General features: G+C 33.5%; 13 protein-coding genes and 2 tRNA genes. 4 read left to right on the forward strand and 11 right to left on the reverse strand.

Features of this window, described 5'->3' with window-relative positions; all coding sequences use genetic code 11:
* The first annotated feature begins 170 nt into the window (after nt 1-170).
* The 4 genes from ACFSQS_RS14320 (at nt 171) to ACFSQS_RS14335 (ending at nt 10,418) form a co-directional block, all read left to right on the forward strand.
* On the forward strand, nt 171-1,871 hold the full coding sequence (locus tag ACFSQS_RS14320; protein WP_388020443.1) for a GEVED domain-containing protein: 1,701 nt from the start codon (nt 171-173) through the stop codon (nt 1,869-1,871).
* A 428-nt stretch (nt 1,872-2,299) separates the two neighbouring features.
* Nucleotides 2,300-5,131: a GEVED domain-containing protein gene (locus ACFSQS_RS14325; RefSeq protein WP_388020446.1), complete on the forward strand. Its 2,832-nt coding sequence runs from the start codon at nt 2,300-2,302 to the stop codon at nt 5,129-5,131.
* Nucleotides 5,132-5,375: 244 nt separating this feature from the next.
* Entirely contained in the window at nt 5,376-8,204 is a 2,829-nt protein-coding gene (locus ACFSQS_RS14330) for a GEVED domain-containing protein (protein WP_388020449.1), read from the forward strand.
* 999 nt (nt 8,205-9,203) lie between these two features.
* Complete coding sequence (locus ACFSQS_RS14335; RefSeq protein WP_388020452.1) at nt 9,204-10,418, forward strand: tyrosine-type recombinase/integrase; 1,215 nt, start codon at nt 9,204-9,206, stop codon at nt 10,416-10,418.
* Nucleotides 10,419-10,446: 28 nt separating this feature from the next.
* Here the strand turns inward: ACFSQS_RS14335 and ACFSQS_RS14340 are convergent, their stop codons facing one another.
* The 11 genes from ACFSQS_RS14340 to ACFSQS_RS14390 form a co-directional block, all read right to left on the reverse strand.
* Nucleotides 10,447-11,073 carry a hypothetical protein gene (locus ACFSQS_RS14340; RefSeq protein ID WP_388020455.1) on the reverse strand — a complete coding sequence of 209 codons (627 nt, stop codon included), beginning with the start codon at nt 11,071-11,073 and terminating at the stop codon, nt 10,447-10,449.
* Nucleotides 11,073-11,483, reverse strand: coding sequence for a BfmA/BtgA family mobilization protein (locus ACFSQS_RS14345; protein ID WP_388020458.1), 411 nt, complete (start codon nt 11,481-11,483; stop codon nt 11,073-11,075). Before ACFSQS_RS14345 ends, ACFSQS_RS14340 begins: the two co-directional genes overlap by 1 nt.
* A gap of 949 nt (nt 11,484-12,432) precedes the next feature.
* On the reverse strand, nt 12,433-13,233 hold the full coding sequence (locus tag ACFSQS_RS14350) for an HAD family hydrolase (RefSeq protein ID WP_388020461.1): 801 nt from the start codon (nt 13,231-13,233) through the stop codon (nt 12,433-12,435).
* A gap of 179 nt (nt 13,234-13,412) precedes the next feature.
* On the reverse strand, nt 13,413-14,297 hold the full coding sequence (locus ACFSQS_RS14355; protein WP_388020464.1) for a carbohydrate kinase family protein: 885 nt from the start codon (nt 14,295-14,297) through the stop codon (nt 13,413-13,415).
* Between the two features lie 93 nt (nt 14,298-14,390).
* Complete coding sequence (locus ACFSQS_RS14360; RefSeq protein WP_388020467.1) at nt 14,391-16,136, reverse strand: RagB/SusD family nutrient uptake outer membrane protein; 1,746 nt, start codon at nt 16,134-16,136, stop codon at nt 14,391-14,393.
* An 11-nt stretch (nt 16,137-16,147) separates the two neighbouring features.
* Entirely contained in the window at nt 16,148-19,309 is a 3,162-nt protein-coding gene (locus ACFSQS_RS14365; protein ID WP_388020470.1) for a SusC/RagA family TonB-linked outer membrane protein, read from the reverse strand.
* An 11-nt stretch (nt 19,310-19,320) separates the two neighbouring features.
* A complete protein-coding gene (locus ACFSQS_RS14370) occupies nt 19,321-20,928 on the reverse strand; it encodes a glycoside hydrolase family 32 protein (RefSeq protein WP_388020473.1) in 1,608 nt (535 codons plus the stop codon).
* Nucleotides 20,929-20,938: 10 nt separating this feature from the next.
* On the reverse strand, nt 20,939-22,255 hold the full coding sequence (locus ACFSQS_RS14375) for a sugar porter family MFS transporter (protein ID WP_388020476.1): 1,317 nt from the start codon (nt 22,253-22,255) through the stop codon (nt 20,939-20,941).
* 359 nt (nt 22,256-22,614) lie between these two features.
* Nucleotides 22,615-25,344 (reverse strand): substrate-binding domain-containing protein, encoded by a 2,730-nt coding sequence (locus ACFSQS_RS14380; RefSeq protein ID WP_388020593.1) that lies wholly within the window; start codon nt 25,342-25,344, stop codon nt 22,615-22,617.
* 490 nt (nt 25,345-25,834) lie between these two features.
* Nucleotides 25,835-25,918 (reverse strand) — tRNA-Leu (locus ACFSQS_RS14385).
* A gap of 54 nt (nt 25,919-25,972) precedes the next feature.
* Nucleotides 25,973-26,044: transfer RNA gene (locus ACFSQS_RS14390), tRNA-Gly, on the reverse strand.
* Nucleotides 26,045-26,074: the final 30 nt, after the last annotated feature.

A 26,074-nucleotide genomic window follows, 5' to 3' on the forward strand; every position in this document is an offset into this window, starting at 1 on the left:
TTAAACACTACATCTGCTCGAGCATAAACACATGCAATAATTAACCCCGTAAATGACAAAAGTTTACCCCTTAAAAATAAGGATATAATAGTAAATTTGAATTCTACATTATGCATTAAATACTTCCAATTAATACACAATGATTAAAAATTTAACTAAAACAATGAGAAATGATGAAAAACTACTTTAAAACACTTTGTGCAATGGTTACTTTACTTTTTGCAAGTGTATCCTATGCACAGTATTGTACCCCTACGGTACCGCAAACCGCTTCAAGCTTTATCAACAATTTCCAACTTGATAGCGGAACCGTATTAGATCGTGCTTCTACAAACATAGGCTACGAAAACATTACGGATTCTAATGTTACATTAATCTCCAATACGGCTTACAGGTTTGACATAGGAGTAGGCGACCCAGGCTTAACTACTCACAAAAGTATTCATGTATGGATCGATATAAATAGAGATGGCGATTTTGATGATACCAACGAACTCATATTTAGCTGGACTGGAGCTAACACTGGAGCTAATCTAGGATTTTCCAATAAAAACATAGGCTCTGTACTGTCTGAAGGAGAGACAAGAATGCGCGTAGCCATGCGTGCTGCAAATGGTGCTATCGATATTAGTAGTATAAATGCTTGTGATGATTTTACAGGTGGCGAAGTTCAAGATTATAAGATAGATATTTTCTTATCGCCACCACCAACCTATTGTGAGCCTACAGTACCAATGACGGCATCTAGCTATTTAAACAACCTTACACTCGATAATGGCGCTTTATTAAATCGTAACTCTACAAATATGGGCTATGAAAACATTACAGATACTAATTTCACTTTAATGTCTGATACGGCCTACAGATTTGATTTTGGCGTAGGAGACCCAGGTTTAACTACGCATAAAAGCATCCACGTATGGATTGACCTGAATAAAGATGGAGATTTTGATGATGCCCAAGAACTAACTTTTAGCTGGACAGGAGCTAATACTGGAGCTAATCTTGGGTTTTCAAATAAAAACATTGGTACTGTAATAGCAGGTGGACTAACCAGAATGCGTGTAGCCATGCGTGCTGCAAATGGTGCTATAGATATAAGCGGTATAACAGCTTGCGATAATTTTACAGGCGGCGAAGTAGAAGACTATAGAGTAAACCTTGAGCTACCTCCAGCATCAGCGTATTGCGAACCCGTAGTACCAATGACGGCATCTAGCTATTTAAACAATCTTACTCTTGATAGTGGAGCTTTATTAGATCGCAACTCTACAAACATGGGGTATGAAAACATAACAGATACAAATATTAATTTAATCTCGAATACGGCTTACAGATTCGATTTTGGCGTAGGCGACCCTGGTTTAACTACACACAAAAGCATTCATGTATGGATTGACATGAATGGTGATTTAGATTTTGATGATGCTGGCGAACTCACTTTTAGCTGGACAGGAGCTAATACTGGTGCTAGTCTCGGATTTTCTAATAAAAACATTGGCCCTGTAATAGTAGAAGGAGAAACAAGAATGCGTGTAGCTATGCGTGCTGCTAACGGCCCTATAACCATGACCGGCATAACACCTTGCGATGACTTTACAGGTGGAGAAGTAGAAGATTATAAAGTAATTTTAAGCAATACTGCATTGAGTGTTGAAGACAATAAACTTAAAAATAACTTTAAAGCTTATCCTAACCCTGCTGCCGACGGTCTTTTCAATTTAAGCATTGAGAGCAAATGGGATGTGTATTCATTATTAGGAACTAAAGTTCTTGAAGGTAAAGGCAAAAAAGTTGATTTATCGGCATTTGCTAAAGGCACATACATCTTAAGAACTCCGTTTACCAGCAAATTGTTAATTTCTAAATAACAAAGTATAAATACTTACAGTAAGTATCATTTTTCAAACAAAAGACCATTTAATCAAAGTTAAATGGTCTTTTGTTTTTTGCTAGAATTTAAAATTACAAATCACCACAAACCATTATTACCAGCCTAAACTATAAGTAAATACCCTTGTAAATCAAAACTTACTATCTTTATAAAAAGCTTATGGTAGAATATTTACATTCATCAAACTATTTACAGCCGAATTGCAAATAAAAAAATAGCCATTCATCGTATAATTTAAACACTACATCCGCCCAAGCATAAACACATGCAATAATTAACCCCGTAATTGACAAAAGTTTACCCCCTAAAAATAAGGATATAATATTAAATTTGAATTCTGCATTATGTATTACATATTCTTAATGAATACGCAATGATTAAAAATTTAACTAAAACACTAAACAAATGATGAAAAACTACATTAAAACATTTTGTGTAATAGCCACTTTACTTTTTGCAAGTGTATCCTATGCACAATATTGTACCCCTACGGTACCGCAAACCGCTTCAAGCTTTATTAATAATTTGCAGCTTAATAGCGGTGCTGTACTAAATCGGGCCTCTACAAACATAGGCTACGAATATATTACCGATACCGAGATTAATTTAATTTCTGATACTTCGTATCGATTTGATATTGGTGTTGGCAACCCAGGCTTAACCACCCACAAAAGAGTTCATGTATGGATTGACATGAATAGAGATGGTGATTTTGACGATGCCGGCGAACTAACCTTTAGTTGGAGCGGACCTAATACAGGTTCTAATCTCGGATTTTCAAACAAAAACATAGGTCCGGTTATTGCAGAAGGAGAAACCAGAATGCGAGTGGCTATGGTTGCCGCAAATGGAACAATAGACCCTATAGAACCTTGTGATAGTTTTACCGGTGGCGAAGTGCAAGATTATAAAATAAGCATTTTTTTAACGCCACCACCTGCGTATTGTGAACCTACAATACCCGTATCTGCAACAAGTTATATCAATAATTTCAAAATCTCTACTGCAGGCACAGGTGATGGTGCTTTTATAAATCATGCCTCTACAAATGTAGGTTATCAAAATATTACGAGTACTGATGCAACATTAATGACCGATACCTCATTTGCCTTTAATATAGGTATAGGAAACCCAACTGCCACTACGCATAAAAGACTACATGTATGGATTGATATGAATAGAGATGGTGATTTTGACGACACAGGCGAATTAACTTTTAGCTGGTCGGGGGCAAATACAGGCACAGACCTTGGCTTTTCGAGTAAAAATATAGGGACAGTAATAGATGCAGGACTCACTAGAATGCGGGTAGCATTGGTTGCTGCTGACGGCAATATAGATCCTATAGCACCGTGCGATAATTTTACAGGAGGTGAAGTTAAAGACTATAGGGTAATTCTAGAACTTCCTCCTGCCGGTCCTTGTTATCCAACTTCAATGACAGCATCAACCACAAGTTTTTTAGATTATTTTAAAATTACCAAAGTAGCTGATGGAGACTTATTAAATCACGTTTCTACAAATATAGGTTATGAAAACGTTACAGGTAGCAACGTAGCTTTAAATGCTGAATCTGTATATCGATTTAATTTTGGTGTTGGAACCCCAAGTGCAGGAGCCAACAAGCGTGTACATATATGGATTGATAAAAATCAAGATGGCGATTTTTCTGATGCAGGAGAAGGTATCTTTAGCTGGACAGGCGCTAACACTACCGAGGACCTTCAGTTTTCAGGCAGATCAATTGGTGAATTTACGCTATTAGGGAATACTACCATGCGAATTGCTATGCGGTCTTCAAATAGCACTATACCTGCAATAGATCCTTGTGATACGTTTACCGATGGAGAAATTATAGATTTTTCAATAGTAGTGAGTGCTGCAATACCACCATTAACGGCATTAACCCCTGAGGTTGATATTGATTTGTTTGTAGGCGATGGCGTGCCAGCCTCATCAAATGGAACACCACACACGTATAGGATTCCCTCATTGGTAACCTCGACTGCTGGTACATTATTAGCCATTTCAGATGCGCGTTATGAAAACGCCTCAGATGTTCCCGGTGATATTGATATGGTGGTTAGAAGAAGTACCGATAATGGTACAACATGGGGCAGCCCAATAACCATTTCTACCGACCATGGTGGGGATGCCTGTACAGTTGTTGATAGAGATACAGGTAGGATCTTTGTTTTTTATGCCTATTCTACAAATAGTACTATATGGAATTCAGATGGAGACCATACTAGCCCAAATTGTTTAAGATCTCGATACGTGTATAGTGATGATGACGGTTTAACGTGGTCTGCACCTGTAGATTTAACAGAAGCGCTTTATCAAGCAGGCGACAGGTCATACTGGGCATCGGCAGGTACAGGTATTCAGTTAAGAAATGGCACTTTGGTAATCCCAATAGGCGTTGTAAGAGGCAGTAATGCGAATTTTATATATGGCGCATTACTTTACAGTACAGACCATGGTGCAACATGGAATAGATCGGCGACCAATAGTTTTGATAAATTTGATGAAAACACTTTGGTGGAGTTAAATGATGGACGCATCATGGTAAATTCAAGAAACCACTATGGAACAGGTACCCGTCTTGTTACTTACACCTCCGATTTAGGAACTACATGGGAACCATATACGTTTGATTCTACATTAATAGACCCTACCTGCCAAGGAAATATTTTACGATATACCTCTACTTTAGATGGGTATGATAAAAACCGTATATTATTTAGTAATCCTGCAAGTGCATCAGGAAGACAAGATGGTGTGCTAAGAATAAGTTATGATGAAGGGCAAACATGGGCATATTCAAAATTATACCAAACAGGATTTTCAGCCTATTCATCTCTTGCAATTACTGCTGATGGAAAAATAGGTGTCTTATATGAATCAGATGGTTACACTAAAATTAAATTTAAAAGATTTAGTTTAGACGATTTAACAGATAACAGCGATTCTTTTGTTGCTTTGGATGTAGAGGAAATATCAGCATCAAATAATGGAACTAAGTTATTCCCTAACCCTGTAGAATCGATATTAAACATATCTGCTTCGCGAAAATCAGAAGTTAAAATTTACAATGTAGTTGGCAAACTCGTTTTTGATGCTGAGGTAAGTGTAGAACGTAAAGAAATAGATGTATCTAATTTAAGAAATGGTCTTTATTTTGTAAAAATCAAAAATGAATTGGGCACTAGTAATTTTAAAATCGTTAAAAAGTAAAATCAGTTTTTTTATTAGAAATTCTAAATAGAATATAATAATTCAAACTGAAATCAATAATGATAAAATGCCCTTAATACAAAAGTATTGAGGGCGTTTTTTTTAAAAAAACATCTCTTTTTAATCAGTTTTCAGGTTTAACCCTTCAATGCAAAATGCCGAATTAAAAAGGAATTTCAATTATGTATATCATCCATTTAAGAAGCGCTAATTCATCCAATTAAAATTAAAAACTAAATAAAACATGAAAAACTACATTAAAACATTTTGTGTAATAGCCACTTTACTTTTTGCAAGTGTATCCTATGCACAATATTGTACCCCTACGGTACCGCAAACCGCTTCAAGCTTTATTAATAATTTGCAGCTTAATAGCGGTGCTGTACTAAATCGGGCCTCTACAAACATAGGCTACGAATATATTACCGATACCGAGATTAATTTAATTTCTGATACTTCGTATCGATTTGATATTGGTGTTGGCAACCCAGGCTTAACCACCCACAAAAGAGTTCATGTATGGATTGACATGAATAGAGATGGTGATTTTGACGATGCCGGCGAACTAACCTTTAGTTGGAGCGGACCTAATACAGGTTCTAATCTCGGATTTTCAAACAAAAACATAGGTCCGGTTATTGCAGAAGGAGAAACCAGAATGCGAGTGGCTATGGTTGCCGCAAATGGAACAATAGACCCTATAGAACCTTGTGATAGTTTTACCGGTGGCGAAGTGCAAGATTATAAAATAAGCATTTTTTTAATGCCACCACCTGCGTATTGTGAACCTACAATACCCGTATCTGCAACAAGCTTTATAAATTATTTCAAGGTCTCTAACGAACTTACAACAGATGGCGCTTTTATTAATCACACCTCTACAAATACTGGCTATCAAAACATTACAAGTACAGATGCTAGTTTAATGTCTGACACGTTTTATGGTTTTAATATAGGCGTTGGCAACCCAGGTTTAACAACACATAAAAGCGTTCATGTATGGATTGATTTGAACAAAGATGGAGATTTTGACGACGCAGGCGAATTAACAGTTAACTGGACAGGACCTAATACTACTGCCGACCTTGGCTTTGCAAGACAATCTATTAATAGTGTAATAGTAGGAGGACTAACTAGAATGCGGGTAGCCATGCGAGCAGCAAATGGTGCTATAGATATTAGTAGTATAAATGCTTGTGACGATTTTACGGGTGGCGAAGTTAAAGATTACAGAGTAAACCTTCAAGTTCCTCCTGCCGGTCCTTGTTATCCAACAACAATGACAGCATCTACAACCAGTTTTTTAGATTATTTTAAAATTACCAATATAACTGATGGCGATGTACTAAATCACACCTCTGGGAATATAGGTTATGAAAACATTACGGATAGCAATGTGCCTTTAAACGCTGAAAAAAGTTATAGATTTAATTTTGGAATTGGCAACCCAAGTGCTGGTTCTTTTAAACGTGTACATATTTGGATTGACAAAAACCAAGATGGAGACTTTACCGATCCTGAAGAAAATGTATATACCTGGACTGGTGCAAATACAACCGATGACCTTCAATTTTCAAACGTATCAATTGGTGAATTCACCCTATTAGGGAACACGACCATGCGAATTGCTATGCGTTCTTCCAATAGCACTATTCCAGCGATTGGACCATGCGATACATTTACAGATGGAGAATTTGAAGATTATTCTGTGGTTATAGGAGAAGCCATCCCTCCATTAGAGGAGTTGACTGCTGAGGTAGATATAAATTTATATGAAGGCGATAAAATACCTTTTTCAACCAACGGCACCCCATATACTTATAGAATTCCGTCATTGGTAACTTCAAAAGCTGGAACATTATTGGCCATTACAGATGCTCGCATGGAAAGCATCGCGGATGTTCCTGCCAGGATTGACATGTATGTTAGAAGAAGTACTGATAATGGCACTACTTGGGGCAATCCAATAGTTATCAATACACAATATGGAGGTGATGCATGTACTGTTGTTGACAAAACTACTGGGCGGATTTTTATTTTTTATGCCTATTCAACAAACCAAGGTATATTTGGTTCAAATGGAGACCCAAACAGTCCAGATACTTTAAGATCTCGCTATGTGTATAGTGATGATGACGGTTTAACGTGGTCTGCGCCTGTAGATTTAACGGCAGCGCTTTATAAAGCGGGCGACAAATCATATTGGGCATCGGCAGGTACAGGCATACAATTAAGAAACGGTACTTTGGTAATCCCAATAGGCGTAGTAAGAGCAGGTAATCAAATCTATGGCGCATTACTTTACAGTACAGACCATGGTGCAACATGGAATAGATCTGCAACGAATAGTTTCAGTGGTTTTGATGAAAACACTTTGGTAGAGCTAAATGATGGACGCATCATGGTAAATTCAAGAAACCACTATGGTACAGGTACGCGTTTGGTTACTTACACCTCCGATTTAGGAACTACATGGGAACCATATACGTTTGATTCTACATTAATAGACCCTATTTGCCAAGGAAATATTTTACGATACACATCAACCTTAGATGGGTATAATCAAAACAGAATATTATTTAGTAATCCTGCAAGCGCATCTGGAAGAAAGGATGGTGCCCTTAGAATAAGTTATGATGAAGGGCAAACATGGGCATATTCAAAATTATACCAACCAGGATCTTCAGCCTATTCATCTTTGGCTATTTTACCTAATGGGAAAATAGGTATCTTATATGAAACTGATGATTACGCAACAATTAAATTTAAAAGATTTAGTTTAGACGATTTAACAGACAACAACGATTCTTTTGTGGCTTTAAGCATAGATGAAAAATCTGCCACAAACAATAAAACAAAATTATTCCCTAACCCTGTAGAATCTATATTAAACATAAAGACTACAACCCTATCTGAAGTTAAAATTTACAATGTAGTTGGTAAACTTGTATTTCATACAGAGATAGGTGCTAAACATAAAGAAATAGACGTCTCTAACCTAAAAAACGGCCTTTATTTTGTAAAAGTTAAGAACGAATTGGGAACTAATAATTTTAAAATTGTAAAAAAATAAAAATTAAGGTTTTATTTTTTTAAAAAGAATTAAAGTTAAACTATTAATAGCAATAACAAAAAGCCCTCAACACAAAGGTGTTGAGGGCTTTTTTACTAAAGAGGGAAAATTGCAAACACACATCAATCCAGTAATTTTTCAAAAAAACCATCTTTAAAATAAAACATTCAAACTATAAAAGAATTAATTTTTCAATAATACTTTTGTGCACAACCTTAATTTATTCATAAGAAATAGGGAATACAATTTAGAAAAAAGCGCTTTTGAAGATTAAGATATAAAATATGAGATTGACCATAAAATTCAGCCCTGGTTTAAAGGTATAAAAGATGGTTCCGATTATTTTGAAATCCAACGACTATGGCACCACATGGACCAATTTAACCAAAGCAAACCAACCAGCTCGCAAATTATAAAAATTCTTTTCCAGAAGAAGACATAACGGCGTAGTGCAGACAGGCAACAAAAGAGATGTGTACTAAAGGAACAATACCATGCCAAACTAGGAACTCCTGGACAATGGCAGAAATGCGCTTTATGTTATAATTAACTTTGCAGAAAGCCTAAAAACTCAATACACGTACTATGCCCAAGTTGACATGGGATGGAGTTTGGCAACAAAAATATCATGATCCATTTTATAATAATAACCTGTAAATCTAAACTTAGAATGAGATCTTTTCTTAAAACAAGACAATATAAAATCGACAACTAATTTTTAATAACGAACAAAATGTTGTACCTGAATAAAAAAAGCCTTTACAGGAAATCTTGTAAAGGCTTAGTACTGAAGACGGGACTTGAACCCGTACGTCCTAATGGACATTGGATTTTAAGTCCAATCATATTTAGCTCAAATAACACTAAATTAACTCATATTCAATTGATTAACAGTTATTTAATTTTTTATGATATCATTTAAAATCAAGTAAAATCAATATTTGTTGTACCTATGTTGTACCTAAAATGATTATCTTTAAAGTCTAAAGTATCAAAAAAATGTCTTCAAATGCAAAAATTGTTCTTCGAAAGAAGCCAAATAAAAACGGCTTATATCCATTAGCGATTAGAATTTCGAAAAACAGACGTTCCAACTATCATTACATCGGTCATTATATAGAATTAGAATATTGGGATGAGAAAAATATTCGTGTTAGAAAATCACATCCAAATGCAGCGAATCTTAATAATCTGTTGGTAAAAAAATTATCTGAAGCGAATAAGATGCTTATGGACTTACAAGCTGAAAAACAAGATTTATCAGCAAACCGAATTAAAGACAAATTGTACAAAGACTCAAAGGGGTCTAGCTTTTCTGAAATTGCAAAAGCTTTTTTAGATGAACTTGAAGCCAATAAAAAATTGGCTCGATATTACACAGATAAAGTAAGAGTAAATCATGTGTTGAATTTTTCAAAATCGAATCAGCTTTCTTTTCAAGAAATTGATGAACAGTTTTTAAGGAATTTTAAAACTCATTTAAAAACCAAACTTGGCTTATCTGAAAGGTCTATAGTCAACAATCTTATTGTCATAAGAACTATATATAACAGAGCAATCAAATTAGGAATTGTAGATAGAAAATTATACCCTTTCGGGTCGGGTGGAATTCAAATTAAATTTCCTGAAAGTCAAAAAACTGGATTAAATAAAGAAGAGCTTATTGCTTTAGAGAGTGTCAATGGTTTAACTGAAAACGAAATACATGCAAGAAATATTTGGCTTTTCAGTTTCTATTTTGCTGGCATACGAGTTGCTGATGTACTTAAAATTAGGTGGTCTGATATTTCGGACAATAGACTTAACTATCGTATGGATAAAAATTCAAAATTATTGTCATTGAAGATTCCTGAGAAAGCTTTTGCAATTTTAGAACAGTACTCGAGTAATAAACAGGATGATAACGATTTTATTTTCCCAGAGATGAAAATGGTTAACGTGAAAGCGTCAAAGGATGTCTTTAGAAAGATAAACGCTGCTACATCAATGTTAAATAAGTATTTAGCAAGGGTTGCAAAAAAGGCTAAAATAAATAAGAAAGTTACCATGCACATCGCTCGTCATAGTTTCGGTACCATATCTGAGGATAAAATCCCAATAAAGATGCTTCAAAAGTTATATCGTCATTCCTCAATTACCACCACTATTAACTATCAAACTAACTTTATGCATAAAGATGCTGATGATGCTTTAGACAGCGTAATAAACTTTTGATATCTAATTATAATGAAATATCATAATCTTAAATGTTATTATTCTTCAAGTTATCCACATAGCCAGAAATTGGACTTGTAGTTTTAGGTTCTTTCAACTTAAAATCATTTTTTGCAAAAATCTTCGCTATTGTTTGCCAATTATCTGTTTTCCATTTTTTTGATTTAATGTACGCATGAAATTTTAACGCTTCTATCTCTGGCCAATTATTTTTCTTAAAAAATAAAGCGACTTCACTTTCATTAAAAATAACATTAGGCTGTTTATTTAAGTTTTCTTTTGTTTTATGTTTTATAGAAGTTACCAATTTTTGGCTAGGTTTTGGAACGCAGTTAGCCAATTTTTGACTATCTGAATTAAAAAAAATGGTCATCTGGACCTTTGACCCTCTTGCAGGATGGTACGATGGAAAATATTTTAAATAGCCCCAATTATTAAGATCTTTCAGATAATTATGATAGGTCGTTTTTGACCTGAATTTTGCTTTTTCCATAATCAACTCCCTATTTACGGTAATTGTTTTTTTGAAAAATTCTCGATTCCATTTTTGAAAAAACGCCAGATACAGAGTTATATGCCCCTGCTTAATTCGAGCGTCCTTATTGAAGCATTCAAAAATTGCGTTCAGCTGAATAATATAGTTTACTCTTTCCATTAGTCATACTTATCAATGAATTTCTTTGCTCTATATTTAACTTCTTTCTTTTCCTTAAAATACTTTTTTTCTAAAATCAATTTTTCTTTGGGTGGCTCTGCCGCTTTAAAAAGCGCTTGCATCATTGCAACGGTCGGTTTGGTCTGTGACTTTTCAATATCCTTCATTATAGCAATCATTCCGTTCATTCGTTTTTTGATTAACATCGATATTCTGTTTTCCAAAATTTCCATTCGAGGTCCTAAATTCTCGATTGGGGAAATTCCGTTTTCATTGAAAAAGTCCATCATTACCAGCAATGTCATTGATTGCGATTTCGAGAGCATTTTACTAAATTTTCTAAATTCGATAGCCACAGATCTCTTGATCTTTAGCGTCTCAAATTCTTCTTTTTCAAATCCTCTATCCATAGTTTTTAGTAAAAAAATTACCTGTTTACGGTGGTTACAAAGTGTTTTTAGTAAAAAGTAGCGTTTATAACAAAATCTCAAAAAGCCTAAAAACTATGCTAAACCCTATAAACGCCATGTTTATAGCAAAAATCGTATAATCGTAACATCGCGAAGCGTGTTACCCTCTTGCTATACGATTCCTTCATTTCATTTTCAGGATCTTAATACTTTTCAATCAATATTGAAAAGCTATTTAAGGTACTTTAAACATCATTATTTTTTTAGTAATAAAGTGAAGTTAATTATTTACAAACAACTGACAATCATTTAAATAAACTAATTTTCATATTCATTTTAGATGGTTTTATTTGATGTGTTTTGATATACTTTCCCTTTTAAAATCATATACTTATTATATCTTGAGCGTTTTCCTTTTCATTTCGTATGAAATGCTATATTGCCTTATAATTACCATTTTCATTTGTAGCAAAATGATACAGATTAAGCTTCAATTCAATTTCATATACTTACTTCCCATAGCGCCATCGCCGTTACCTTTTCGGTAACCGACGCTAAAATTGTGAACGAGTAAGAACTTATAAAAGTGAAGCCTGCCCTGAGCGCAGTCGAATGGTTGAGCGAACGGTTATGCAGTTCGTCTCGGGCAAAATTTTAAACTTTGTGAATGAAGAGGTTGTGGTAATCTTTTTGAAAGGCGAACGCTGTCGCTTTTTTTGCGACTGGGTTCAAGATTCTGTAGTGAACCTCTTTTCTCGGAATGAAGCTTTTCGCAAAATGCAGAGGAATGGGGTGGAACGGGTTATAATAACCAAATAAATTGTGCTTATTAGCTAATTAGAGATGTTATTCTAATAATGATTTAAAACATTTCAGGCGGATATGTCCATTTGATGTTTCACATTTTATTTTATAAATTTTTAAATATCTACCTTTCGTCTCTAATCTATTATTCCTTTAATAATTTTTCAAGTATATTTTCTACCCCCTCATCATCATTACTTTTTGTTTCAAACCGAGCAATTTTTTTTACATCAGGGTGAGCATTTTCCATAGCAAAACTAAAATAACACAATTCTAGCATTTCCAAATCATTATTATAATCACCAAATACCATAGTTTCATTTTTCGATATGTTTAATTCCTTTTGAATTAATCTCAACGCATATCCTTTATTAGATTTATTATGAGTAATATCCAACCAATTTTTACCAGGAACAGTTACTTTCAATTTATCTTTTAAATCGTTCACACGAGGAAGTAAATTAGTCTCTGAAGAATTAAAATGATAAACAGATATTTTTAAAAATTGATCGTTTTGAACCATTGTAAGATCTTCAACTATTTCATAAGAAGTATAATATATTTTTAGTTTTGAAATAAACTTAGAATCATTAGTTTCAATATAGGCTGATTTCATACCACATAAAACTATGTAAGAACCTTCGATTTCTCTTAGAAGTTTTACCGATTTCAGAATATCCTGATTTGATAATTTTAAAAGAACTTGGGTTTGATTATTATGTTGTAAAACACCTCCATTTTCAGCTATTATTGAAATCTCACTTTTAATAGAATTCAACTTATATAAAATACTATGGTATTGACGACCACTAGCCGCTACAAAATGAATATTTCTTTTTTTAAGTTCTATAAACTGATTTAAAAACCTTTTGCTAACTTCATTCTTATTATTTAGTAGAGTGCCATCCATATCTGATACCACAAGTTTTACTCCTGAAAAATCCATAATACATTTTTTAAACAAAAAAAAAGTCCTTATTGTTATTACACGTTAATAAAATAAAAATTTACAATTTTTGACATATTAATTAATCTATAAGGAATTAGTTTCTTTACTTTCTTTTTGAGTACCTTATATGGATAGATCTTAAAACCTAAGAGCATAATTTTTTTTCAAATTATTAATTACTCAGGATTGACAAATGTATTAATTTCAGAAAGTGTTATCAATGGATTTGCACCTTCACTTTGAGCAACTAAAGCCCCAACGGCACAAGCGAAATCAATGGCTTTCTGGGGCTGGGTTTTAATTAGCAATTTACTTATGAGTGAACCCAGAAAAGAATCTCCAGCTCCTACCGTATCAATTACTTTTATAAGGAAGCCACTATTATAATAAAGCTTGTCATCATGCAATAAAACAGCTCCATGCGGACCTTTGGTAACGCAAATATCTTTTGTTTTTGTCTTTTTGGCTATGAATTCTAAATTTTGCTCTAAAGAATTAAATTTTGAGCCTAAATACTTACTTACCTCATAAAGCTCATCGTCATTAAACTTAATGAAATCTGCTTTTTCCATAAGGTGAAATAATACTTCTTTAGTGTAATAAGGTGGTCTTAAATTAAGGTCGAAAATTTTATACTTAGCAAGTTCTATTAATTGGTATAGTGTTTTTCTAGAAGCTTCATCTCTAGCAACTAAACTTCCAAAAACGAAGGCATCTGCATTTTTAACTGCCTTCTTTGTGGCTTCTGTTAAACTAATTTTGTCCCATGCCCTTGGATATTTAATATCATATGATGCAGAACCTTTATCATTTAACATAACCTTTACCTTGCCTGTTTTATATTCCTGAAGTATCTGAACACAATCTGTATTTATTTTATTTTCCTTTAAGTATTCCATTAAATTTTCACCATCTTTATCTTGCCCAATAGCACTAATCATCGTAACATCGTTATCAAATGAACTCAATCTACTAGCCACATTTAAAGGAGCTCCACCAATTTTTTTATGAGTAGGAAATACATCCCATAATACTTCTCCAAAACAAACTACATTTTTCATATTTTAAATTTAAAATAAATCCAGAAGAAATTATATGATTTCTTCTGGATTTTAAAAACTAACTCAAAAAAACTAAACAAATATTTTTAAATTCTAATATCCAGGATTTTGTTCATATAAACCACCAGTAAAGTCAATTTCTCTTTGTGGGATAGGATAATATTCATCTCTACCTGCTGTAAATTCAGCATTTGCAAGAAAATCTTTTCTAGTTCTCTCAACAGCTAAATAGTCATTAAGAACAGGTTCTGCAATTCCCCAACGAACTAAGTCAAAAAACCTAGGTCCTTCCATACCAAACTCTAAACGTCTTTCAAACATTAAAGCTTTAAGGGCATCTGGTTGAGACAATCCCATAGGATATAAACCTACGTTATAAACATCTGTAGCCCCTGCATCCATTTGTCTTTGCGTACTTGCTGCAGCACGCGTTCTTATTTGATTAATAATGGTTACCCCTTCATCAACCTGACCCATTTGAATTAAAGCTTCTGCTTTAAATAGAAGTACATCAGCATATCTAATAAATTCTATGTTCTTAGATGTCCCAACAAACGGTCCTTCTTTTACATAACATGAACAATCTGGAGCTTGTTGCTCTTTCATGTTTCCGAAATAGCCATAAACTCCTGGATCTCTTGCCCAACTAAAATTATAAATCATATCGCCAGCTGTATTAACTGTGTTACGATATTTAAATGGACGTCCAGGAATTCCAACAGTGTGGTCAATTCTTGGGTCGAGAGTTATTCCTGGCTCTAATGGTGTTTCTCCATTACCGTCAACTGTTGCAAAAATATTACTGTCATTGAAGGTGTCAAGTAATGGTAATCCTGCTGCATCAGTTTTAAATGCATTTACCATATTATGACTGGCTAAATGAAAACCACAGCATCCATACAAACCTGTACCATGAGGTGAATTCAATCCTGTTACAAAACTTACTCTACCAACAGTTGTCCCATCATTTATAGAAAATTGTGCTGCCCAAATAGATTCTGGACCATTATCAAACCCATCAAGGAAATTATTTCCATAATCTGATTCTAATGCGCCTGTTACATCGTCCGCAAAATCAACAACTTCCTGTAAACGTGACATATTGATATTCGTTACTTGGTGTGTATCGTTTTGCTCATATGCCTGATACAAGCGTAGTTTAGCTAAATAAGCAGCAGCTGCATTTTTATCTGCCCGACCTACTTGATCTTGTGATTGAGGTAAACTATTGTATGCAAAAAGGAAATCGTCTGCTATTTTATTCCATAGCTCATCATTATCAATAACATTTGAAATCTGTAAAATTTCTTCCTGAGTTAAACCTTCGGTTATATAAGGAATCTTTTTGAATAATAATTTTAAAACAAAATGAGAATGCGCTCTTAAAAATCTAAGCTCTGCTTGTCTTATTGTTTTATCTGCATACTCTGCATCTGGAATTTGGTTAATTACATCCAAAGCAAAATTTGCTCTTGAAATTGCCGCATAATAGTTTGTCCAAGTTCTTGGCGCCATCCAATCTAATGGATCATCAGCAATGGTTAAATTGTATTGCTCATATCTATCTACTACATCAACATCACCACGTCCACCGCCGCCTTTATAGGCGTCATCAGAACGCACACTACCATACACCCACATGCTTGTTAAAGGTCCTACCATATCATCATTAGCAATTCCAGCATAAGCTGCAACTACTAGGGCTTCAGCATTTTCGGCTGTTGCCACATTTTCGTTTGATAACACGCCTTCTGGTTCGTATTCTAAAAAATCTTCGGAACAAGCAAACACTACAAATGCCGCCATAATTCCTGTTACTATTGTTCTTATATTTTTCATGTTTGACATTTTTAAAAGTTAATGTTAAGTCCTAAAGACAATGTTGTAGGGACTGGAATTCTATTCACATCTGTACGCTCTGGGTCTGCACCTATGTAATCGCTTGGAGTAAACCAGAATAAATTTTCTCCTTGGAAATAAATTCTACAGCTAGACATTCCAGCTAATTTATTAGTAAGTTCTTCCGGAAGCGAATATCCAAATTGAAGGTTTCTTAATTTGAAATAAGAGTTGTTTCTGAATAAATAATCAGAAGTTCTTGTATCATTAAATGCAAGTGATGCCGATGGAATATTAGAGCTAGTATTACTTGGTGTCCATGCATTTAACACACCTAAACCGGCATTTTCTCTACCTTGTACAAAATTATTCCAGAAAATATAAGGATCTTGTCCTATTCTTCCAGCTACACCCGAACCAAATAATGATAAGTCAAAGTTTTTATAAGCTAAATCAATTCTAATACCGTACTCTAGATCTGGCAAAGTTGTTCCAATAAAATCTCTGTCCTCAGCACCTATACTTCCATTACCACTCAAATCTTGAAACTTCAATCCTCCTGGTCTTGCTCCTACTTGTGTAGGGCTAGAGTCTATGTCTGCCTGACTTTGAAATAAGCCAGCAGTTTTATATCCAAAAATTGAAAACTGTGAATGACCAATGATAGAATTATCAACAGTTCCAGGAAAAGCAGAAACTACTTCAGCTGGTAATTCAGTTATCTCATCTTTAAAAGCACCAAAGTTTGTGGCTACTGTAAATGATAAACCGTTATCAAATGTTTTGGAATAACCTAAAGATAATTCCCAACCTTTCACCTCTGTAGTTGCTCCATTTAATGTTCTTAATTGACCTTCACCAATTACCGAAGCAATTGGAGGTATTGTTAAGATATCTGAAGTTTCTCTTGTAAAATAATCAAACGATCCAACCAAAGAATTGTTAAACATCGTAAAATCTATACCAAGGTTAATTTCTTTTGTTGTTTCCCATTTTAATCCAGAATTTGCAGCTTGAATAGATACAAAACCTGAAGGTAAATTACCTGTATTATTTCCATTTAAATCGTAAGCAGTACCAACATTATAAAAAGTATTAAAGAAGAATGTATCTCCAGTTGCCTGCAACTGATTAGCTCCATATCTAGATTCAAACAACCCAAAACGTGCTACATCACCAATAGTTTGATTACCTACTTCTCCATAACCAGCTCTAAATTTTAATGAATTTACAATATCATTTTCCTTCCAAAATTTTTCATTGTTAATTCTCCAACCTACAGTTGCAGCAGGAAAAACACCATATCTGTTATCTGGACCAAACCTTGAAGACCCATCACGACGTAACGTAAAGGACGCTAAGTATCTGTCGTCAAAACTATAATTGATTTTACCAAACTGAGATAATAAACGGCTTCCTGTTGAAGAACCTGTATTAGTTCTAGCTCCAGTTGCAGCATCTAGCTGAAAGAAAGATTCTGTTTCAACTGCGAACCCATCTGCCTGCGCAGTAACACTTTGAAAATCATCTTTAATAGATTCTGTTCCTAGTAAGACACCAATTTTATGCTTTTCGTTAAGCTCTAATTGATAGTTTAATGTATTTGAAAAAACCAAACTGGTAAACTTACTAGTGCCATGTATAAGTCTATTATTACTTCTTGTAATAAATCCATTATTAACGGTAGTCTCAATATCTCTTCTATGAAAGTCGCTATAATCTAAACCTAAACTTGTTCTAAAAGTTAGGTTCTCAATAATATCAAATTCACCCCAAACATTACCAAATATTGTTGTTCTATCAGTATTATCCCAACGGTTTATGTACTGCATTAAAACAGGGTTGTTTCTATCAGAATAACCCGCACCTAAAGGGCCTGCAAAATCTCCATTTGCATCAAAAACAGGTAAGGTTGGCGCTAAAGAAATTGCTAAACCAGGCGTAGGCGCGCTACCAACATCTGGTGAAGCCAATGTTTCATCAGATGTGAACATTTGTGTATTAACTCCTACCCTTAATCTATTGTTAAATAAATTAAAATTAGAATTTAATTTTGCAGAAATTCTTTCGTAACCTGTGTGTTTTAGAATACCTGTATTTCTTAAATGCCCAATATTGAACAAATGAAAAGAATTATCAGTACCCCCAGAAACAGATACTTCATTGTTATATACATAACCTGTTTCATAAGATTCTTCCTGCCAATCGGTATCACCCGCTGGAACATTAGTATCACCTCCAACAAATGGTTGCACTGTAACACTATTTAAAATAGGGTTATTGAAATCTCCATTCCAATCAAAGTTATATATCTCTCCATACCCTCCATTTGGATCTGCACCATCATTGACCGATGCTTGCCATAATGCTTCACCTCTTTGCTGCGCATTAAGCATATCATAACGTTGTTGCTTCTCAGAAAGCACAGATATATTTGAATTTATACTAACTTTAAATTTTTCACCACCAGCAGCTTTTGCACTATTTTTAGTAGTAACAATAATAACTCCATTACCTGCACGAGCTCCATAAAGTGAAGATGCTGATGCATCTTTAAGTACCTGTACAGACTCTACAGTACTTGGGTTTATACTAGCAAAAACCTCTTGTCTTACTGTTGGAACACCATCAATAACAAACAACGGATCGTTGTTCCCTAATGTGGTAGCACCACGTATTAAGATATTATTAGCAGACCCAGTTGGATCTCCAGATTTCTCAATAAAAACTCCAGGAACTCTACCTTGCAATCCTTGAATAGCACTACCAGAACTCATACTTACACCTTCAGTTGGACCTAACTCAACGACGGTAATTGCTCCTGTAACATCTACTTTTCTTTGTCTAGAATATCCAGTAACCACAATTTCATCAAGTGCAGCTGCATCTGCTGCAAGAGCAACATCAATTACAGAGCGATTATTTACTTGTACTTCTTGGGTTTTATAACCAATGTAGCTAAAAACCAAGGTAGCATCTCCACTAACGTTTTCTAATGTGTAATTACCATCAAAATCTGTAGCGGTTCCTTGTGTAGTACCTGTCACGACTATTGAAACACCTGGAAGCGGCATCCCATCTGCTTGATCAGTAACAGTACCTGTTATTTGTCCTTGAGCTAATATGCTAAAAAGGGCAAATATTGGTAAAAATAACAGTTGTTTACATTTCATAATTAATTGTTTTAGTTAAAATTTAGTTTATGTACTTCGATATTATCAAGAATAAATTCTTGATTTTTAGATTCAATACTTAGTTTACTATATGGTGCATTAGGGAAAAATATTTCAGTCATTACTGTTTCACCATTATCATAAAATAATTCTATAGAAGTTTTATCTAGTAATATGGTTGCCGACAAATTATCATTAGTTGACGTCCTAGAGGCGGTAGTTACTTTGTTAGCAAATTTTTCAGAAAAGTTTGTTTTTCCAGAATTTTTTCGATCTATAAAAAACTCTTTCTTTATATTATTATAGCCAAACAATAATTTGTCTCCTAACTTGTTTGATAATTTAAAGGTGTAAGTGGTTTCTTTTAAGTTTGAAATATTAAATTGAATTTCCGCACTAGCCAGATCAACTGCTTCTGAGCCTATAATTTTTGTTTCACCTTTTATGGTAATATTTTCTTTTTTATGTTTTTTGCTTCTGTAGTTATTAAGTTCTTCTACAGGGTTAAATAATAATCGATAACCATTATCATTCTTTTGAAGCTGTACTTTTCGCGCAACAGTCATAGCACTTCTCCAAGTTTCAGTTGGTACTTTTTGTGCATAATCCCAATTAGACATCCAACCTAACATGAGTTTACTACCGTCCTTTCTAGTAGCATTAGACCATGATACACCCGCATAATTATCTCTTCCAAAATCTATCCAATAATTATGTTCTTTACTCAGACTTTTTTCAAATTCTTTATCCATGGTAAACGTAGTTCCATCAAAATCTCCTATGAAATATTGCGTAGCACTACCTCCATTTGGTCCGCCAGGGTTAATGCTTACAAAAAGCACCCATTTAGATTCATCTGTTCCAAGAACTGGTAGTTTAAATAAATCTGGACATTCCCAAACACCGCCATGACCGCCAATTCCTTGTCCGAAATCCGAAAGGAAATTCCATTCTTTCAAATTTGTCGATTCATAAAATGAAATTTTATCACCAACAGCCAATGACATAACCCATTTATTTCTATCGTCATCCCAAGTTACTTTAGGGTCTCTAAAATCTTTTATTTTATTGTTATCTATTACTGGATTATTTTCATATTTAGTAAACGTTTTACCTTCATCATTACTGTAAGCAATGCTTTGTGTTTGCCTCCAGTTATCATTCCCTTCTAATTTTTTAGAGTTGGTATATATTGCAACAATAGGTATTGACTTACTTACTTCACCAAATCCAGAGCTGTTACTAATATCAACTACAGCGCTTCCAGAAAAAATTGTTCCTAATTCATCTGGATAGATAGCTATAGGTTGCTCAGTCCAGGTAATCATATCTGTACTAGTAGCATGCCCCCAATGCATAGGACCCCAAACATTACCTTCTGGGTGATACTGAAAGTATAGATGATAATAGCCATTATAATAGAACATTCCATTAGGGTCGTTCATCCAATTAGCTTTAGGTGTAAAATGAAAATTAGGACGATATAACTCTTCTTCTGAATAAGATACATTTACTCCTGCATCTAAACTCTGGTCTCTTTGGGTTTTATCCTTACATCCTACAAGGCATGATAACACCAAAAGCATTGAAATTAGATTTGTTTTTCTAAAGCTTTTCATTTTGTATAATTTATTTAGTTAGTTTTTTGCTTAACTCTTCTAGAGGCACACCTTTAGTTTCTGGCATCATAAAGGCAACAAACAGTAACTGAAATACCATCATTACTGCAAAAATGAGAAATACCATACCCGCCCCAATTGATGAAAATAACACAGGTACTAGCGAAGGGACTATAGCGGCTAACACCCAATGCACCGAACTACCAAATGATTGTCCAGAACCTCTTAAGTGATTTGGGAATATTTCTGAAATAAATACCCAGATTACAGTCCCTTGTCCAATAGCATGTGCAGCTATAAACAGAAATAAAAAGAATGGCATAAAACTACCTTCCCAATTCAAAAAGAATGCCGCTGAAACCAAAGACAATGATATAATATATCCGAAAGAGCATATGTACATGAGTTGTTTTCTACCCAACCTATCAATTAGAAAAATACCTAAAAGTGTAAAAATCAAGTTTGTAACTCCCACTCCAATACTACTCAACAGTGCAGAACTTTCCTCAAGCCCTGCCTCAGCTAAAATTCTAGGAGCGTAATAAAGCAATGCATTGATACCAGATAATTGGTTAAAAAATGCAATAAGAAATGCTAGTATTAATGGATATCTATACTTTTTTAAAAATATATTTTCATTAGGAACTGTATTTTCCATTTCGGATTTAATCTCCTTCATCAATTTCTCTGGATCTTGATCTGGATTAATGGTTTTTAGGACACTTACCGCTTCACTATTTCTAAACTTTGTTAATAACCACCTTGGACTTTTTGGGACTGTTAGCACAAAAAGAGTATATATAGCTGCTGGAATTGCTTCAATACCCACCATCCATCTCCAGGCATTTTCTCCTATATTGTTAAGTAAGTAGTTAGATAAAAAAGCGACAAGAATACCAAATACAATATTGAATTGATAAAGACCTACTAATTTTCCTCTATCTTTTGCTGGAGCTATTTCAGAAATGTATGCTGGTGCCGCAATAGTTGAGGCCCCAACTCCCAAGCCTCCAATTAATCTAAAAACAGCAAAAGTAATAGGGTCATTAGCAAGGGCAGAACCAACAGCTGAAACCGTATATAAGATACCAATCCAAACTAAAGTTGTTTTACGTCCTAATTTATTAGTTGGAATACCACCAAAAAACGCACCTATAACAGTCCCCCACAATGCCATTCCTATAACTACTGTGCCATGGAACATATCTGACGAGCCCCACAACAATTGTAGCTTCTTTTCTGCGCCCGAAATAACTACTGTGTCAAAGCCAAAAAGGAAACCAGCCAAAGCTGCTGTAATAGACCAAATTAATATCTTCTTATTCATGTGGTGTGTTTAGTTGGTAATTAATTGAGTGCAAATTATACAGAAAGGCTCTTTGACCTTTTTATATTTGTATCAATAGGTTATGAAATTGTTCATCCATTCTTTAAAAAATTATAATATACTGATTATCAATTTATTACAATAATTATTTATTTTGAATTAAATTCAGAGTTCTAAAAATGTTACGTCTTTATTTCAAAAATGTTACATGCTTTTGTAATTTAAAATGTCAATTTGATAAAAAAAATGTGTAATTTTTATTATTTTCATTTATTTGAAGCTGATAATTATTGAGAAACCAAAAAACAGACCTGTTTTTTTAAGAAAATCATAATTAAATAACATAGTGGTAAGTAAGATTAAGAACCTCTATACTCCTTAGGTGAATTGCCAAATTTATTTTTAAAGCTAGTTGAGAAATAATTTGGAGAAGAAAAACCTGTTGCATATGCAATCTCCGAAATCGTTAATTGTGTTTCTTGCAGAAGTGTTTTTGCTTTATCTAAGCGTATATTTTGAATATAATCACTTATAGAAACGCCTAAAATGGCTTTGGTTTTTCGGTATAGCTGTACTCTAGATATGTTTAGAGCACTAGCCAAGTTTTCAACTGAAAATTTAGAATTATCTAAATTATCGCTTATTATTTGATTTATTTTAGACAAAAAGTCCTGTTCAATAGAACCAAAACTTTGATCCGTATTTATTTTGTGAATGTTATTTATAAAATAATATCGAAGTTTTTCTCGATTATAAATTAATGTCTTGACAGACTGATTAAGAACGGCAAAGCTAAATGGTTTAGTAAGGTATAAATCCGCACCAGATTCTAAACCCTTTATGTAAGACTCTTTATTGTTTAATGCCGTAAGCATTATTACAGGAATATGTGATGCTCTTAAATCTTTCTTTAAAATTTCACATATTTCAAAACCTGTTTTGTCAGATAAATTAATATCACAAATAATAATATCTGGTACTATTTCAAAAGCTTTTTCAATACCGTCAGATCCATCTGATAAATGAACATCATATTCACCGATTAATTTATTTCTTAAATATTTTATTAAATCTGAGTTGTCTTCGATTATAAGAATTGAATAACGCTCCTTATCGTCTTCAACGCCCACCTCAACAAACTCATTTTCTTCAAAATCTGAATTAAAGTTTAATACTGAATTATCCACCAAATCGGGTTCATAAATAATCTCATCCAAACTTAAATGCGCATTCCCTTTGTAAAGCGTTAAAATAAATTCTGTACCATGCTTACTTGAGACATCAATAGTTCCTTTATGCATCTCTACAAATTCCTTTGATAAATGTAAACCAATACCTGAACTTGCCTTATTATTATTTGAAGCCTGAAAAAATGCCTGAAAAATATTTTGTAAATCTTTTTTAGGAATACCTATTCCGCTGTCTTTAAAATGAATTTTCACAAAGTTACTATTAGCCTCATTTACAATATTAATATGTATACTTCCATTATCAGGTGTAAATTTAAAAGCGTTGGATAATAAATTAAAATAGACCTTATCCATTAAATTTCTGTCAATAAAAATTTTTAAATTTTCGTCGTTAGTTTTAATTGAGAAATCTAAATTTCGCTTTTGTGCTTCACGTTTAAAATCTTCAAAAATTCTAGTTGAAAACTCATATAGATTAGTTTCTGAAGCTTTTAAAACAAATTTTCGGTCTTCAATTTTTCTAAAATCTAAAAGCTGATTTATCAGTCTTAACAAGCGTTTAGAGTTATTATAAATCAAACCAACTTCTCTTATAAGCTTATTATCTTTAATACTATTATTCTCACTTAACGATTCAATTGATGATAAGATGAGTGTTATTGGTGTTTTAAATTCATGTGAAAGCCCAGTAAAGAAATTCACTTTGGCATCGTTACTTATTTTAACTTCCTCTGCAAATTTCTCGATTTGGTTACGCTGAATAGTTATTTTATTATTACGTATTTCTAACTCACGTTTTTTCTTTCTTATGCTATTTGCAGAGTATATACTATAAGCGGCTAACAACAAACTTGTAATTAACAATCCTAATAGGATTTTTAATCTGTTGTTTTGGGTGAAATATATTTTTTCTTGTAATTGAATTTTATCTTGTTGTTTCTCAATATCGTTTTGTTGTTGGGTGATTTTATCGAATTGGTTCTTTAATATATCTGCATTTCTAGAATCTATTACAGTAGTTTCTAAAATATTTCTTTTAGCCACTTTTTCACCATTTAGTATTTTTACAGCTAGTTTAATGGCTTCCTCACCTCCAGTAGGGTATAAAATAGTAGCCATAAACACTTGGTCTTGAACATGTTTAATACCACCGTTTGGACCATTTAAACCATCTACACCAACTATTTTTATAGATTTTTCAAGCCCTTTTTCTTTTAAAACTTCCCATGCGCCTAATGCCATTCTATCATTATGGGCAAAGATGTAATCAATATTCTTATTGGTATCTAAAACTCTAGATAAGCTATCTTTTATTGAGTAGCTTTCCCAATTCCCTTGAATTCTTTTTACTATATTTAAGTTTGGTGTATTTGTAATAATATTATTAAACCCAGAGCTACGTTCTGATGCGGGGGAGGAGCCAAGTAGCCCTTTAATTTCTATAATTCTTTTAGATTCTGTCGATAAGGATGCCAAATAGTTTGCAGCATTTGTACCAACCTGATAATTATCTGCACCTAAATAAGCCGTATAGTTTTCACCATTAATTTTTCTATCAACTATTAAAACCTGAATCCCTTTTTTAAAAGCTCTTTCAACAATAGGAGTTATTGGAGCTGCTTGTACAGGTGAAACAATTAAAATATCTACATTCTCTGCTATTAACGCTTCAATATCTTTAATTTGATCATCAATATCATCTTGTCCCTCTAAAATCTTTAATTCAATCTCTGGGTAAAAAGCTGCTTGAATTTTCATGGCTTGATTCATGGACTTTCGCCATTCATCATTAATACCTGTTTGAGAAAAACCTATTTTATATGTCTTCTCCTGCTTGTTAGAACACGAAAAAAAGAATACAAAAACGATACAAAACAAATATCTTTTAACGTTGATCATGAAATTTTCACCCAATTAGATTAAAAACTTTATTATAGTATTAAAAAAATAAATTTAATATGTAAGATTATATAATAGAGGAAATATAATCAAATTTTTGTTGATTCTTAAATATGCTCTCTAATACTCATTGTATTTAGAACCACACAACTAAATATAAAATTCAACACTCACAAAATGTTTGCTATAATGCTTTGTTACAAAACATCAAATTGAATGAGATAAACTTGAAACACAAAACAAAATTCAAACTACATAATTAAAAATTTAGATAAGGAGAAAAAAAGTATGAAAGGTCTTCATCAAATCTCGAAAACACCTTTAAAATTTTATAAAACAAAAGTTTAGGTTATTTACTTTTTCTCGAAATCCATATAAATTAAAACAAATAATGTCATTTTAAACTAAAATATTGAAAATGATAAAAATGTTGTACCTATGTTGTACCTAAATAAAAAAAGCCTTTACAAGAAATCTTGTAAAGGCTTTGTACTGAAGACGGGACTTGAACCCGTACGTCCTAATGGACATTGGATTTTAAGTCCAACGTGTCTACCAATTCCACCACTTCAGCATGCTTCGACTGTGCTCAGCACGTCGACATTGGTATTTTAAATAAAGTTTTCAGAGCGAAAGACGGGATTTGAACCCGCGACCCCCACCTTGGCAAGGTGATGCTCTACCCCTGAGCTACTTTCGCAGTAATTATATGAACCTACAATATTACTAT

It is taken from the genome of Gelatiniphilus marinus, assembly GCF_042684345.1.
Lineage (GTDB): Bacteria > Bacteroidota > Bacteroidia > Flavobacteriales > Flavobacteriaceae > Gelatiniphilus > Gelatiniphilus marinus.

What these genes read in the sequence shown, in the direction of transcription:
- ACFSQS_RS14320 (WP_388020443.1), top strand. Translation starts at nt 171, where the DNA reads ATGATGAAAAACTACTTTAAAACACTTTGTGCAATGGTTACTTTACTT.
- ACFSQS_RS14325 (WP_388020446.1), top strand. Translation starts at nt 2,300, where the DNA reads ATGATGAAAAACTACATTAAAACATTTTGTGTAATAGCCACTTTACTT.
- ACFSQS_RS14330 (WP_388020449.1), top strand. Translation starts at nt 5,376, where the DNA reads ATGAAAAACTACATTAAAACATTTTGTGTAATAGCCACTTTACTTTTT.
- ACFSQS_RS14335 (WP_388020452.1), top strand. Translation starts at nt 9,204, where the DNA reads ATGTCTTCAAATGCAAAAATTGTTCTTCGAAAGAAGCCAAATAAAAAC.
- ACFSQS_RS14340 (WP_388020455.1), bottom strand. Translation starts at nt 11,073, where the DNA reads ATGGAAAGAGTAAACTATATTATTCAGCTGAACGCAATTTTTGAATGC.
- ACFSQS_RS14345 (WP_388020458.1), bottom strand. Translation starts at nt 11,483, where the DNA reads ATGGATAGAGGATTTGAAAAAGAAGAATTTGAGACGCTAAAGATCAAG.
- ACFSQS_RS14350 (WP_388020461.1), bottom strand. Translation starts at nt 13,233, where the DNA reads ATGGATTTTTCAGGAGTAAAACTTGTGGTATCAGATATGGATGGCACT.
- ACFSQS_RS14355 (WP_388020464.1), bottom strand. Translation starts at nt 14,297, where the DNA reads ATGAAAAATGTAGTTTGTTTTGGAGAAGTATTATGGGATGTATTTCCT.
- ACFSQS_RS14360 (WP_388020467.1), bottom strand. Translation starts at nt 16,136, where the DNA reads ATGAAAAATATAAGAACAATAGTAACAGGAATTATGGCGGCATTTGTA.
- ACFSQS_RS14365 (WP_388020470.1), bottom strand. Translation starts at nt 19,309, where the DNA reads ATGAAATGTAAACAACTGTTATTTTTACCAATATTTGCCCTTTTTAGC.
- ACFSQS_RS14370 (WP_388020473.1), bottom strand. Translation starts at nt 20,928, where the DNA reads ATGAAAAGCTTTAGAAAAACAAATCTAATTTCAATGCTTTTGGTGTTA.
- ACFSQS_RS14375 (WP_388020476.1), bottom strand. Translation starts at nt 22,255, where the DNA reads ATGAATAAGAAGATATTAATTTGGTCTATTACAGCAGCTTTGGCTGGT.
- ACFSQS_RS14380 (WP_388020593.1), bottom strand. Translation starts at nt 25,344, where the DNA reads ATGATCAACGTTAAAAGATATTTGTTTTGTATCGTTTTTGTATTCTTT.